General features: G+C 62.1%; 13 protein-coding genes and 1 pseudogene. All 14 read left to right on the top strand.

What is annotated here, in order from left to right; translation table 11 throughout:
- Window positions 1-89 precede the first annotated feature (89 nt).
- The 14 genes and pseudogenes from ytfJ to rlmN all read left to right on the top strand — a co-directional run bounded on the left by ytfJ (window position 90) and on the right by rlmN (window position 12,936).
- On the top strand, window positions 90-500 hold the full coding sequence (ytfJ, locus tag C4N23_RS02060; protein WP_112143695.1) for a GerW family sporulation protein: 411 nt from the start codon (window positions 90-92) through the stop codon (window positions 498-500).
- 85 nt (window positions 501-585) lie between these two features.
- Window positions 586-1,428 carry a pseudouridine synthase gene (locus C4N23_RS02055; RefSeq protein ID WP_055187822.1) on the top strand — a complete coding sequence of 281 codons (843 nt, stop codon included), beginning with the start codon at window positions 586-588 and terminating at the stop codon, window positions 1,426-1,428.
- A gap of 181 nt (window positions 1,429-1,609) precedes the next feature.
- Window positions 1,610-2,929, top strand: coding sequence for a carboxyl transferase domain-containing protein (locus C4N23_RS02050; RefSeq protein ID WP_112143693.1), 1,320 nt, complete (start codon window positions 1,610-1,612; stop codon window positions 2,927-2,929).
- Window positions 2,930-2,986: 57 nt separating this feature from the next.
- On the top strand, window positions 2,987-3,361 hold the full coding sequence (locus C4N23_RS02045) for a biotin/lipoyl-containing protein (RefSeq protein ID WP_055187826.1): 375 nt from the start codon (window positions 2,987-2,989) through the stop codon (window positions 3,359-3,361).
- A 23-nt stretch (window positions 3,362-3,384) separates the two neighbouring features.
- Window positions 3,385-4,788 carry an oxaloacetate decarboxylase subunit alpha gene (locus C4N23_RS02040; RefSeq protein WP_055187828.1) on the top strand — a complete coding sequence of 468 codons (1,404 nt, stop codon included), beginning with the start codon at window positions 3,385-3,387 and terminating at the stop codon, window positions 4,786-4,788.
- Between the two features lie 229 nt (window positions 4,789-5,017).
- The gene (locus C4N23_RS02035; RefSeq protein WP_112143691.1) at window positions 5,018-5,896 is read left to right on the top strand and encodes a YicC/YloC family endoribonuclease; all 879 of its coding nucleotides are present in this window, start codon (window positions 5,018-5,020) and stop codon (window positions 5,894-5,896) included.
- Between the two features lie 30 nt (window positions 5,897-5,926).
- Complete coding sequence (locus C4N23_RS02030) at window positions 5,927-6,196, top strand: DUF370 domain-containing protein (RefSeq protein ID WP_055187832.1); 270 nt, start codon at window positions 5,927-5,929, stop codon at window positions 6,194-6,196.
- A 1-nt stretch (window position 6,197) separates the two neighbouring features.
- Window positions 6,198-6,770 (top strand): guanylate kinase, encoded by a 573-nt coding sequence (gmk, locus tag C4N23_RS02025; protein ID WP_055187834.1) that lies wholly within the window; start codon window positions 6,198-6,200, stop codon window positions 6,768-6,770.
- Window positions 6,771-6,792: 22 nt separating this feature from the next.
- Window positions 6,793-7,050 (top strand): annotated as a pseudogene (locus tag C4N23_RS14430) (primosomal protein N' family DNA-binding protein); the annotation flags it as partial.
- Window positions 7,051-7,257: 207 nt separating this feature from the next.
- The gene (gene priA, locus C4N23_RS02020; protein WP_425349569.1) at window positions 7,258-9,054 is read left to right on the top strand and encodes a replication restart helicase PriA; all 1,797 of its coding nucleotides are present in this window, start codon (window positions 7,258-7,260) and stop codon (window positions 9,052-9,054) included.
- Window positions 9,055-9,087: 33 nt separating this feature from the next.
- On the top strand, window positions 9,088-9,624 hold the full coding sequence (def, locus tag C4N23_RS02015) for a peptide deformylase (RefSeq protein WP_055187838.1): 537 nt from the start codon (window positions 9,088-9,090) through the stop codon (window positions 9,622-9,624).
- Window positions 9,624-10,541 (top strand): methionyl-tRNA formyltransferase, encoded by a 918-nt coding sequence (fmt, locus tag C4N23_RS02010; RefSeq protein ID WP_112143687.1) that lies wholly within the window; start codon window positions 9,624-9,626, stop codon window positions 10,539-10,541. The genes def and fmt overlap by 1 nt, the downstream gene beginning before the upstream one ends.
- Entirely contained in the window at window positions 10,538-11,860 is a 1,323-nt protein-coding gene (rsmB, locus tag C4N23_RS02005; protein WP_112143685.1) for a 16S rRNA (cytosine(967)-C(5))-methyltransferase RsmB, read from the top strand. The genes fmt and rsmB overlap by 4 nt, the downstream gene beginning before the upstream one ends.
- A 35-nt stretch (window positions 11,861-11,895) precedes the next feature.
- Window positions 11,896-12,936: a dual-specificity RNA methyltransferase RlmN gene (rlmN, locus tag C4N23_RS02000; RefSeq protein ID WP_055187843.1), complete on the top strand. Its 1,041-nt coding sequence runs from the start codon at window positions 11,896-11,898 to the stop codon at window positions 12,934-12,936.
- Window positions 12,937-12,938: the final 2 nt, after the last annotated feature.

Here is a 12,938-nt window from a genome sequence, read left to right as displayed (position 1 = left end):
ATCTGTATGGCGTGTCCCGCTTGTCCGCTGCGGCGGGGGAGTGGTTCCGGGGAGAACTTCCCCAGTATCGAAATAAGGAGGCCGATTTTATGGCTGAGCATCCGATTCAAGATTTAATGAACGTCACGATGGACAAGGTCCGGCAGATGGTGGATTCCAACACCATCATCGGCAAACCGATCACCACCGAGGACGGCATCACCATTCTCCCGGTGTCCAAGGTGAGCTTCGGCTTCGCCTCCGGCGGCACCGATTTCGACGGCAAGAATGCTGCCAACAAGGACCTGTTCGGCGGCGGCTCCGGCGCGGGTGTCAACATTCAGCCTGTGGCGTTTCTGGTCGTCAAGGATGGCTGCGTGCGCACCATCCAGCTGTCCGACAGCAGCAACACAGTGGACCGCGCCCTGACCATGATCCCCGAACTGGTGGAAAAGGTCAGCGCCCTCCTCAACAAAAAAGAAGCTCCCGCCGCCCCGGCGGAGGAAAAGCCCCGGCCGTAACTGCGGACTTCCAACCCGCAGTTTTGATAGAGCACGTTGCAACGTGCGTTTTGAGCGCCGGGAGGCGCACAAGGAGTGAACAACTATGGCAGAAGAACGTATTCAGAAGATCATGAGCGAGCAGGGCCTGTGTTCCCGCCGCGCGGCGGAGCAGATCATTGCCGAGGGCCGCGTCAAGGTGAACGGCCACCCGGTCAAGGTGGGCGACAAGATGGACCCCAACCGCGATGTGCTGCATGTGGATGACGAGCGCATCTACATCCAGAAGAACCAGCAGCTCTACTATCTGGCCCTGTACAAGCCCCGCGGCTATGTTACCACCGCCAGCGATGAGCTGGGCCGCAAGACCGTCATGGAGCTTGTCAGCGACATCCCCGCCCGCCTTTACCCGGTGGGCCGCCTTGATAAGGACAGCGAGGGTCTGCTGCTGATGACCAACGATGGCGCCTTTGCACAGGCCGTCACCCATCCGTCCGGCGGCATCTCCAAGCTCTACCGCGTCACCGTCCAGCCCCGCGCGGACGAAGCGCAGATCCTGAAGATGAGCTCCGGCGTCGTGCTGGACGACGGCACCAAGACCATGCCCTGCGCCATCAACGTCGTGACCGACGAGCCGGGCCGCACCGTCATGGAGATGACCCTGAAAGAGGGCAAGAACCGCGAGATCCGCCGGATGTGCGAAGCCGTCGGGCTGGAGGTCGTCCGCCTGAAGCGGAACGCCGAGGGTGTCGTCAAGCTGGGAATGCTCAAGCCCGGCACCTACCGTGAGCTGACCAAGGCGGAAGTCAACGGTCTGCGCGCCGCAGCGGCCAAGGGCCGTGCCCAGACCCGCTCGGCTGCGCTGCAGTCCAAAGCGGCAGAGCGCCGCCCCCGCGGCCCCGTGGGCCAGAAGGGGAGAGACGGCGCCCCGGCCAAGCGGAGAAAGTGATACGCTTTCCCGATATTTCCCGCCTTTCGGCGGCCAGAACAAGGCGGCCGACCCTGCACCGGAAAAGATTGTGAAATTTTTCCCGGAAAATGGGCCGGTCGGTACTTGAGAAATTTAGGGAAATACGGTATAATAATACTAATTTTGAAAGCTCAAAATAGACAAAGCAGGAGGTCTTACCATGGCTTCAAAGATCAACAAAGGAGAAATCCTCGCCAAGTTTTTCGATGACGGGGAATACACCGCACTGTTTGCGGACGGCGCGGTAAGCGCCGCTTGCGGCTATGCGGCTGGCCAGCAGGCCTATGCCGTTTACCAGAACGGCGAGGCTGTCACCGTCAAGGACGTTGAAAAGAACATCAAGGTTCTCGAAATGGCTGCTCAGACGGGCTGCCCGGTGGTCACGTTCTACAACTCCGTCGGCGCAAAGCTGGCTGAGGGTCTGGACGTGCTGACCGCAAGTGCCAAGCTGAACGCGACCATCGCTAAGGTGTCCGGCGTTGTGCCGCAGGTGGCAGTGGTCACCGGCGTGTGCGGCGGTACCAGCGCTCTGAGCGCTGCCAGCGCAGATGTCTGCGTGATGGCAAAGGATGCGGAGCTGTTCTTCACCGCCCCCTTCACCTCTGCCGCCAAGGGCGACAAGGTCCCCGGCGCCGGTTCTGCTGAGGCTGCTGCCAAGGCTGGCGTGGCTGCCATCGTGGCCGATACCGCCGAGGATGCTGCCGAGAAGGCTGCTCACATCGTGGGTCTGCTGCCCGCCAACAACCTGACCGGCCCCGCTATCTTCGAGTTCGAGCAGCCCACCGCTGTTCTGGCTGCCGGTGCCGCTCCGGAGAAGGTGGCCGCTGCCCTGATCGATAAGGACAGCGCCGTGGAGCTCTTTGCCGGTTTCGGCAAGCATGTCTACACTGCCTTTGCTACCATCGGCGGCAACGCTGTGGGTGTGGTGGCTGCCGGTGAGCAGCTGTGCCACAACTGCGTGTCCAAGGCTTCCCGCTTTGTCCGCCTGTGCGACGCCTTCAGCGTCCCCGTGCTGACCATCGTGGACACCAACGGCTTCGTGCCCAGCGCCACCGATGACATCGCCGGCGGCATCCGCGAGGCTGCCCGTCTGGCTGCTACTTATGCAGACGCTACCACCGCAAAGGTCGCTCTGCTGGCTGGCAAGGCAGTCGGCCCTGTCTACACCGCTCTGGCCAACGCCGACCTGAAGATCGCCGTCAACGGCTGCACCGTCAGCGCTCTGGAGCCGAATGCTGCCGTCTCTGTCCTGTACAAGGAAGAGATCGACGCTTCTGACAACATCATCTCTGCGACCAACGCCAAGGCTGCTGCTTATGCCGCTGAGGTGTGCAGCGCTTCCAGCGCAGTTGCAGCGGGCGCCGCCGACATGGTCTGCGATGCCGCCAATGCACGCGCAAGCGTCGTGGCTGCCTTTGAACTGCTGAGCACCAAGCGTGCTGCCCGTCTGCCCAAGAAGCATGGCAACATGGCTCTGTAAGCATTTTATACCGTACATAAAGTGAAACGAACTGATTTTGTTCAGGAGGATTCTTCCATGAAGTACTACAATATTACCGTCAATGGCGTTGCTTACAGCGTCTCCGTTGAGGAGACCGCCGCCGGTGCAGCTCCTGTTGCTGCTGCTCCCGCTGCTCCCAAGGCTCCGGCTGCTCCTGCTGCCGCTCCTAAGGCTGCTGCTCCCGCCGGTGCTGCCGGTGCCGTCAGTGTCAAGGCTCCCATGCCCGGCAACATTCTGGATGTCAAGGTCGCTGCCGGCGCATCCGTGAAGGCCGGTGACGTTCTGGTCATTCTGGAGGCCATGAAGATGGAGAACGAGATCGTCGCCCCGCAGGACGGCACCGTTGCTTCCGTCAATGTCCACAAGGGCGACACCGTCAACTCCGGTGACGTTCTGGTCTCCATGAACTGAGAACGAAGGGAGAGGTGACAACCATGGCGAAAAAGCCGATCAAGATCACGGAAGTCGTCCTGCGTGATGCACACCAGTCTCTGCTGGCTACCCGCATGACGATGGATGAGATGCGTCCCATCCTGCCCGAAATGGATAAGATCCCCTACTTCTCTGTCGAGTGCTGGGGCGGCGCTACCTTTGATAGCTGCATCCGCTTCCTCGACGAGGATCCGTGGGAGCGTCTGCGCATCCTGCGCAAGGAGCTGCCCCACCAGAAGCTGCAGATGCTGTTCCGCGGCCAGAACATGCTGGGCTACCGCCCCTACGCAGATGACGCCGTCGAGTACTTCGTTCAGAAGTCCGTTGCCAACGGCATCGACGTCATCCGTATTTTCGACGCACTGAACGACCCGCGCAACCTGCAGACTGCCATCAAGGCTGCCAACAAGGAAGGCGCACACGTTCAGGGTTGCATCAGCTACACCCTGAGCCCGGTCCACAACAACGAGTACTATGTCAAGTACGCCAAGACCCTTGAGGAGATGGGCGCAAACTCCATCTGCATCAAGGATATGGCGGGTCTGCTGACTCCGTACACCTGCTACGATCTGGTCAAGGAGCTGAAGAACACCCTGTCCATCCCTGTGGATATCCACAGCCACTACACCGCCGGTCTGGCATCCATGTCCCTGCTGAAGGGCATCGAGGCCGGTGCCGACATCGTTGATACCGCTATGAGCCCCCTGAGCGGCGGTACCAGCCACATGGCCACCGAGAGCCTCGTCGCTGCCCTGCAGGGCACCGATTACGATACTGGTCTGGATCTGAAGCAGCTGAATGTCGTCCGCGCATACTTTGCAAAGCTGCGCGAGAAGTACATCGCCAACGGCCAGATCAGCCCCAAGTCTCTGGGCGTCGATGCCAACACCCTGCTGTATCAGGTGCCGGGCGGCATGTTCTCCAACATGCTCAAGCAGCTGAAGGACGCCGGCAAGGAGGACAAGCTGGACGAAGTGCTGGCTGAGATCCCCCGTGTCCGTGAGGATGCCGGTTATCCTCCGCTGGTCACCCCCACCAGCCAGATCGTTGGCACGCAGGCTGTCTTCAACGTCATCCTCGGCGAGCGCTACAAGATGGTCACCAAGGAGTTCAAGGGTCTGGTCCACGGCGATTACGGCAAGACCCCCGCTCCCATCAAGCCGGAGTTCACCAAGAAGATCCTCGGCGACGAGCAGCCCATCACCTGCCGCTTTGCGGATACCCTTGCTCCTGAGATGGACAAGCTGAAGGCAGAAGCCGCCAAGTGGGCAACGCAGGAAGAGGACGTGCTGACCTACGCCATGTTCCCGCAGGTCGCACCCAAGTTCTTCGAAAAGCGCAACGCTAAGAAGCAGGGCGTGGATGCAGATCATGCAGATTACGCCAACAAGTCCCACATTGTCTAATTAGAGCACCCTCGGCCCCTCGCAGTTTTGCGGGGGGCCTTTTGCATTGTGTCGGATGTGTGACTTTTTCGGGGCAAAAGCTGATTTTTTCGCCGCATTGCTTGCAAAAACGGGGCTATCAGAGTAAAATGATAACATATGTATCGTAACATGGGCGGGTGTGCCCAAAGGCGGATACATATACTGAAATTTGTCCGCAAAAAACCTTTGTCAGAAGAGGAAATTGACCATGATTTTGAGTATGACCGGTTTTGGCCGGGGCACTGCGGTGCGCAATGGCCGTGAGATCACGGTGGAGCTGCGCAGCGTCAACTCCCGGTACTTCGAGTATTCGTCCCGGATGCCCCGGACCTGCAGCTACATGGACAGCCGCCTGAAAAAGCAGCTGAACGAGCAGATCACCCGCGGCAAGGTAGAACTGAGCCTGACCGTGCAGAACGTGGACGCCGCCGATACGGTCGTCACCGTGAACAAGGAGTTGGCCCGCAGCTACCAGCAGGCCCTGCGGGATCTGTCCGAGGAGCTGTGCATCAAGAACGACACCACCGCCAGCCTGATCGCCCGCTTCCCGGACGTCCTCGCCACCCGCCACGCGGATGTGGACGAGGAAAAGCTGTGGGAGGACGTCTCCGCCGTCACCGCACAGGCACTGGAAAAGTTCGTGCAGATGCGCGCGGCGGAGGGTGCCAAGATGAAGGCCGACGTCGAAAGCCGCCTGTGCTTCCTTGAAGAGTGCGTGGGTAAGGTGGAGGCCCTGAGCGCGGGCCGGGTGGAGGCTTACACCAACCGCCTGTACGAAAAGCTCAAGGTTATTCTGGAGGACCGGAACATCGACGATGCCCGTGTCCTGACCGAGGCTGCCATCTTCGGCGACAAGACCGCTGTGGACGAGGAGACCGTTCGTCTGCGCAGCCACATTGCGCAGTATCGTTCGATTCTGGAGCTGGACGAGCCGGTGGGCCGCAAGCTGGACTTCCTGACGCAGGAACTGAACCGCGAGACCAATACCATCGGTTCCAAGTGCCAAGACCTTGACATCACCCGCGTGGTGGTGGATATGAAGGCGGAGATCGAGAAGATCCGCGAGCAGATCCAGAACCTTGAGTGACCGTTTGACACATTCGGATCGGAGGCAGACATGAAGCTCATCAACATCGGCTTTGGCAATCTGGTCAGCGCGGGGCGCGTGGTGGCAGTCGTCAGCCCGGACTCCGCGCCGGTCAAGCGTCTGGTCAAGGAAGCCCGCGAGCGCGGGATGCTGATCGACGCTTCCTATGGGCGCAGCACACGCGCCGTGCTCATCATGGACTCCGACCATGTCGTTCTATCTGCCCTTCAGCCCGAAACGGTGGCCAGCCGCGCCGCCGGTCAGGCCGAGGGCAAAGGTTCAGAGGAGGAGCAAAAGTAATATGGAAAACGAAAAGTATCTGTTTGTGGTATCCGGTGCCGCCGGTACCGGAAAGGACAGCGTGGTCAAAGCGCTGCGCACCGCCCACCCGGAGATCGAGAAGACCGTCTCCGCCACCACCCGCGCACCCCGCCCCGGCGAGCAGGAGGGCATCGACTACTACTACCGCACCACCGAGCAGTTCCAGCAGCTCATCGCCAACGACGAGGTGGTGGAGTATAACTTCTACAACGGCAACTACTACGGCACCCTGAAGGAAGAAGTGAACAAGCGCTTGGCGGCGGGCAAGCTGGTCGTCCTCGTCATCGACGTCCATGGAGCCGCCAACATCCGCCGGATGTTCCCCGGCGCAACCACGGTCTTCCTGCTGCCGCCGTCGGTGGAGGAGCTGGAGCGCCGTCTGCGGGGCCGCGGCACCGAGACCGAGGAAAGCATCCGCGAGCGCCTTGCCACCGCCCAGAACGAGCTGGCCGAGCAGGACAACTTCACCCTGAAACTGGTCAACAATGAGGTGGAGGCCTGTGCCGACGAGCTGTATCAGGTCATCTGCCAGCGCGCGGGCCTCGCACACTGAACCATCTGGAGGAACTGCCTGAATGCCAAAAACGGTCGGGGTCGCCGTGAGCAATGCGACCTTCCACTTCGATAAACTGTACACCTACGCGGTCATGCCCGACCAGCAGAATGCCGTCCGTCTGGGCAGCATGGTGCTGGTGCCCTTCGGGCGGGGGAGCCGCGCCCGGATGGGCGTGGTGCTGGCCTGTGACGAAGAGCCGGAAAGCTCCAAGCTGAAGTTCCTCTTCGATGTGGCCCCCGCCTCCGCCTGTCTGACGCCGGAGCTGCTGCGGCTGGTGCATTTTTTGAAGGAGCGGACCTTCTGCACCTACTACGAGGCCGTCAAGGCGGTCATCCCATATGGGGCGCAGTACAAGCCCGCCGTCGCGGCCGATGGGGTGACGCCGGTACTCCAGAAGCAGCTCACCCGCCACACCGAAAATTCTTATAAGCTGGCGGGCACCCTCCCGGCCAAGCCCAAGCCGACGGCAAAGCAATTGGCCGCCGTGGCGCTGCTGGGCGGGGGAGAGCGGACCCAGACGGAACTGGAAGAAAAGGGAATCAGCCGGGCCGTGCTCGATAACCTTTGCGCCAAGGGCGTGCTGGAATGCAGCAAGGTGAACAAATCCATCGACCTGTATTCGAGCATCCCGCTGAAAAACGAGCCGATCCGGCTGACGGCGGAGCAGCAAGCGGCCTATGAGGCACTGCTGCCTCATCTCGAAGATGCCGCCCCCCATGGGGCCCTGCTCTACGGCGTGACCGGCAGCGGCAAAACGCTGGTGTTCTTGAAGCTCATCGAGCGGTGCTTGCAGCTGGGCAGGCGGGCACTGGTGCTGGTGCCGGAGATCAGCCTGACGCCCCAGATGATCCTGCGGCTGAAGAGCCGGTTCGGCAAGCGGGTGGCCGTGCAGCATTCAGCCCTCAACCATACCGAGCGGCTTTTGCAGTGGCAGATGATCCAAGACGGCGGTGCCGATATCGTGGTGGGCACCCGCAGCGCGATCTTCTCGCCGCTGGAAAACATCGGCCTCGTCATCATCGACGAGGAGCAGGAGCACACCTACCGCTCTGAATCCGCGCCCCGCTACTCGGCCCACGAGGTCGCCCGGCAGCGCGCGGCGGAGAACGGAGCCCTGCTGCTGCTGGCCAGCGCGACCCCCAGCACCGAGAGCTATTTTGCCGCCCAGCATGGCCGCACCCAGCTCGTGCGGCTGACCCAGCGGTACGGCGGCAACCCGCTGCCCCATGTGGAGATCGTGGATATGCGGGCGGAACTGGCTTCCGGCAACCCGCGGGAGATCAGTCTCGCGCTGGAAGACGCCATCCGCCGCAATCTGGATGCAGGGAAGCAGACCATCCTGCTGCTCAACCGCCGGGGCTACCAGACCATCGCCCAGTGCGAAGACTGCCGCGAGGTACTCAAGTGCCAAAAGTGCAGCGTTCCGATGGTCTACCATAAGTCGGCCCACAAGCTGCTCTGCCATTACTGCGGCAGCCAGATGGACCCGCCGCCCCAGAAGTGCCCCACCTGCGGCGGAAAACTGCAATACCGCGGGTTCGGCACCCAGAAGGCCGAGGAGGAGCTGGCCAAGCTCTTCCCGGAAGCCCGCATCCTGCGGATGGATCAGGACTCCACTGCCGCCAAGGATGCCCACGAAAAGCTGCTGGCAAAGTTTGCCCGCCACGAATACGACATCATGGTGGGCACCCAGATGGTCGCCAAGGGGCTGGATTTTGAGGATGTGACCCTTGTGGGCGTCCTCGGCATCGATTCGCTCCTGTTTGCGCAGGGATTCCGCGCCTACGAGACCGTGTTCAGCCTTGTGACGCAGGTGGTGGGCCGGAGCGGCCGGGCCAAGGATCCCGGTTTTGCCATCATCCAGACCACCGACCCCAACAACCCGGTGTTGAACCTTGCCGCCGCGCAGGACTACGACGCTTTCTTCGAGCAGGAGATCGCCTACCGGAAGCTGGGGCTTTACCCGCCCTTCTGCGGGCTGTGCGTCGTGGGGTTTGCGGGCCCGAAGGAGATCGAGGTGGCCCGCGCCGCCGCCCGGTTCGCCGCCTTGCTGGGGCAGCAGGCGGCCAAGCAGCCGGACCTGCCCCTCCGCGTTCTCGGCCCCACCCCCGGCAACATCGAAAAGATCAACGAAGCCTATCGCTATAAGCTCACCGTCAAGTGCCGCAACGACCGCCGCTTCCGCGACCTGATGCGGGAGACCCTCGGCCTCTATGAGCAGGAAAAACTGCCCGGTAAGGCCACCGTCGTTGTCGATCTGCACTCGGACGGAGATATCTGATATACCACAACAACTGATTTGGGAGGTACCATAATGGCTATCCGTAACATTGTAAAAGAGGGCGACCCCATCCTGAACAAGGTCTGCCGCCCCGTGACCAACTTTGACGACCGTCTGGCTACCCTGCTGGACGATATGCGCGAGACGATGATCGACGCCGACGGCGTGGGTCTGGCCGGCCCGCAGGTGGGCATGCTCCGCCGCCTGTTTGTCGTGTGGGACACCACCGACGCTCCAGAGGAGATCCCCGAAGATTACGAGTACAAGTTCATCGACTTCGTGAACCCGGAGATCCTCGCAGTGTCCGAGGAGGAGGAGACCGCCTACGAGGGTTGCCTGTCCTTCCCCGGCCACAACGGCGCTGTGACCCGCCCGGAGGCCGTCAAGGTCCGCGCACAGGATCGCAACGGCAACTGGTTCGAGCTGGAGGCCGAAGGTCTGCTGGCCCGCTGCATCCAGCACGAGAATGACCATCTGGATGGCATCACCATCATGCAGTCCAGCGAGTATTTCTATGAGGACACCGAGGAGGGCAAGAAGGCTGCCCGCGAAGCGAAAGGAAACAAGTAATGCGCATTTTGTTCATGGGGACCCCGGATATCGCTGCCGAGTGCCTGAAAGCCCTCTATGCCGCCGGGCATGAGATCTGCGGCGTGTATACCCGCCGGGATAAGCCGGTGGGCCGCAAGCAGGTGCTCACCGCGCCGCCGGTGAAGGAAGTGGCTTTGGAGCACGGCACCCCGGTCTTCCAGCCCCGCACCCTGCGGGACGGCAGCGAGGACGCCAACATTCAGGCCCTTGCGCCGGAACTGATCGTGGTGGTGGCCTATGGCTGCATTCTGCCGAGATCGGTGCTGGAAGCACCCAAGTACGGCTGCATCAACCTCCACGTCTCACTGCTGCCCAAGTACCGCGGCAGCGCCCCGGTGCAGTGGGCCGTGCTAAACGGCGATGCCGAGACCGGCGTCTCCATCATGCAGATGGACGAAGGGCTGGACACCGGAGATGTCCTCGTCTGCGAGAAGATGGCCATCGACCCAGAAGAGACCAGCGGTGAGCTGTTTGACCGGGTGACGGCTGCCGGTGCCCGCGTTCTGTGCGAGACCATTCCCCAGATCGCGGCAGGGACCCTGAAGCCCCAGCCGCAGGATCACGCAAACGCCACCCTCGCGCCTATGCTCGATAAGGAGCTGGCTGAGTTCCACCTGACCGACAGCGCCGCCCACATCCACAACTGGGTGCGGGGCATGAATCCGTGGCCGATGGCATGGTTCACGACGGGCGGCAAGAAGGTCAAGGTGACGGAGTGCCGCGCTGTGGCTTCCAACGGGGAAGCCCCCGGCACTGTGCTGGCCACCAAGCCCCTGACCGTGGCGTGCGCGGATGGGGCCATCCAACTGCTGCATGTGGTGCCGGAAGGCAAAAAACCCATGGACGGCACCTCGTTCGCAGCGGGTCTGCGGCTCAAAGCGGGGGATACCCTGTGAGCGGGCCGAACCCCCGCGCGGCGGCAGTTTCGGCGCTGGTGCGGCAGGAGCAGGACGGGTTCTCAAACCTCGTTCTGGATGCCGAGCTCAAGCGGCAGAAGCTGGAAGGCCGCGACAAAGCTTTTGCCAGCGCGATCTTTTACACCGTGCTGGAACACCGGGGCACGCTGGACTATATCCTAGCACAGTTCCTGCCCAAGGGCCTTGCCAAGCTGGATGCGCCGGTCCGGGAGATCCTGCGTTCGGCGCTGGCACAGGCCCGCTATATGCAGGTGCCGGTGTCGGCGGCGGTCAACGAGGCCGTCAAGCTGACCCGCGCCTTCAAAAAATCCAGCGCGTCGGGGCTGGTCAATGCGGTGCTGCGCCGCGCGTGTGTCTACGACCTGAGCAAGGCCCGGTTCCAAAATGAGACCGAACGGCTCATGGTGCTGGGTTCGGCAGGGCAGGACGTAGCGGAGTTTCTCCGCAGCCGCTACCCGGACGAAGCGCTGGGCATCCTGACCTACGCGGCAGACGGCGGCAGAACGAGCCTCCGGGCGAACCCCCTCAAGGCCGATGTGCCCACCCTCTGCGAAAAGCTGAACGCGCTGGGCGCTGCAGCCCAGCCGGGCGTCGTGCGGGGCAGCGTCCTCGCAAAATTCGAGGGCAGCCCCGCCGACAACGACCTGTTCCGGGCGGGGTGCTACCACGTGGAAGGTCAGGCCAGCCAGCTGGCCGCCCTCTGCGTGGAGGCAAAGCCCGGCGAAACGGTGCTGGACCTCTGCGCGGCTCCCGGCGGCAAGACCATCCTGCTGGCCGAGGAGATGCAGGGTACCGGCAGACTCATCAGCTGCGACGCGGCGGAAAACCGCGTCCGGCTGATTCGGACGGCGGTGGAGCGGATGGGCTTTGCAAACGTCGAAGCCCTTTGCAACGACGCGACGAGGCCGAATCCGAAGCTTCCCGCAGCGGACCGCATCTTGGTGGATGCCCCCTGCAGCGGCCTCGGCATTCTGGCAAAAAAGCCGGATATCCGTTACAAAACTCTGCCGAAAGACCGCCACGATGAATTATTGGCCACCCAGTCGGCCATTCTGGACACAGCGGCTTCGCTGCTGAAAGCCGGCGGACGGCTGGTCTACTCCACCTGCACCATCGACCCGGCTGAGAACGAGGATCAAGTGGCGGCGTTCCTTGCCCGCCATCCGGAATTCTCAGTCGTCACGCCGGAGGTGCCCTTCCCGGCAGGGATGACGGTGGGGGAGCACGGGGCCCTTTCGGTGCCTACCCGCACTGGTATGGACGGCTTTTTCCTCTGCGCGATGCAGAAAGCGCAATGAAAACGCCGCCCGAATCGTATCAATAGGAGAACACCATGGAACAAAAACGCTGTATTTCCTCCCTGACGCTGGCCGAGCTTTCTGCAGAGCTCAAGGCGCTGGGTCAGCCCGGCTTCCGGGCAAAGCAGATCTTCCACTGGGTCCATCAGAAGCTGGTCACGGAGTTTTCCGCCATGACCGACCAGCCCAAGACCCTGCTGGCCAAGCTGGAGGAACACTTTTATATTGCCGCCCCGCAGATCGAGCGGCGTCAGGAGGCCAAGGACGGCACCGTGAAGTATCTGCTGCGGATGGCCGACGGCAACTGCATCGAAACGGTCGTTATGCGCTACCACTACGGCAACACGGTCTGCGTCTCCACGCAGGTGGGCTGCCGGATGGGCTGCCGGTTCTGCGCCTCTACGCAGGCGGGCCGCGTCCGCAACTTGGAGGCGGGCGAGATCTGTTCGGAAATTTATACCGCCCAGAAGGATATCGGCGAGCGCATCTCGCATATCGTTCTGATGGGCATCGGCGAGCCGCTGGATAATTTCGACGAGGTCATGCGCTTCCTCGAAAACATCACCTCGCCCGAAGGCGTCAATATCGGGATGCGGAACATCAGCCTTTCCACCTGCGGTCTGGTCCCCAAGATCGACCAATTGGCCGAGAAGAAGCTGCAGCTTACCCTTTCCGTCTCCCTCCACGCACCCAACAACGAGATCCGCAGCGGGATGATGCCCGTCAACGATGCCTACCCCGTGGAGCAGCTCATGGAGACGGTCCGCCGTTATCAGGACACTACGGGCCGCCGGGTCAGCTTCGAATATTCGATGGTGCGCGGCGTCAATGATTCCGATGCCTGTGCAAAGCAGCTGGCAAACCTCATCCGGGGCATGGGGGCGCATGTGAACCTCATCCCCATCAACCCGGTGGACGGGAGCCCCTACTCCGCCACCGATGCCGCCAACGTCCGCCGGTTCCAGCAGAAGCTGGAGAGCCTCGGCGTCAACGCGACGGTCCGCCGCCGTCTGGGCAGCGAGATCAGCGCCGCCTGCGGCCAGTTGCGCCGCGACGAGATGAACGGCAAAGCCTGACA

It is taken from the genome of Faecalibacterium hattorii (genome assembly GCF_003287455.1).
Lineage (GTDB): Bacteria > Bacillota > Clostridia > Oscillospirales > Ruminococcaceae > Faecalibacterium > Faecalibacterium hattorii.
This window is presented reverse-complemented; position numbering and strand designations above follow the sequence as displayed.

Excerpts from the sequence above, each read along its gene's own strand:
- ytfJ (WP_112143695.1), top strand. The coding sequence starts at position 90 with ATGGCTGAGCATCCGATTCAAGATTTAATGAACGTCACGATGGACAAG.
- C4N23_RS02055 (WP_055187822.1), top strand. The coding sequence starts at position 586 with ATGGCAGAAGAACGTATTCAGAAGATCATGAGCGAGCAGGGCCTGTGT.
- C4N23_RS02050 (WP_112143693.1), top strand. The coding sequence starts at position 1,610 with ATGGCTTCAAAGATCAACAAAGGAGAAATCCTCGCCAAGTTTTTCGAT.
- C4N23_RS02045 (WP_055187826.1), top strand. The coding sequence starts at position 2,987 with ATGAAGTACTACAATATTACCGTCAATGGCGTTGCTTACAGCGTCTCC.
- C4N23_RS02040 (WP_055187828.1), top strand. The coding sequence starts at position 3,385 with ATGGCGAAAAAGCCGATCAAGATCACGGAAGTCGTCCTGCGTGATGCA.
- C4N23_RS02035 (WP_112143691.1), top strand. The coding sequence starts at position 5,018 with ATGATTTTGAGTATGACCGGTTTTGGCCGGGGCACTGCGGTGCGCAAT.
- C4N23_RS02030 (WP_055187832.1), top strand. The coding sequence starts at position 5,927 with ATGAAGCTCATCAACATCGGCTTTGGCAATCTGGTCAGCGCGGGGCGC.
- gmk (WP_055187834.1), top strand. The coding sequence starts at position 6,198 with ATGGAAAACGAAAAGTATCTGTTTGTGGTATCCGGTGCCGCCGGTACC.
- def (WP_055187838.1), top strand. The coding sequence starts at position 9,088 with ATGGCTATCCGTAACATTGTAAAAGAGGGCGACCCCATCCTGAACAAG.
- fmt (WP_112143687.1), top strand. The coding sequence starts at position 9,624 with ATGCGCATTTTGTTCATGGGGACCCCGGATATCGCTGCCGAGTGCCTG.
- rlmN (WP_055187843.1), top strand. The coding sequence starts at position 11,896 with ATGGAACAAAAACGCTGTATTTCCTCCCTGACGCTGGCCGAGCTTTCT.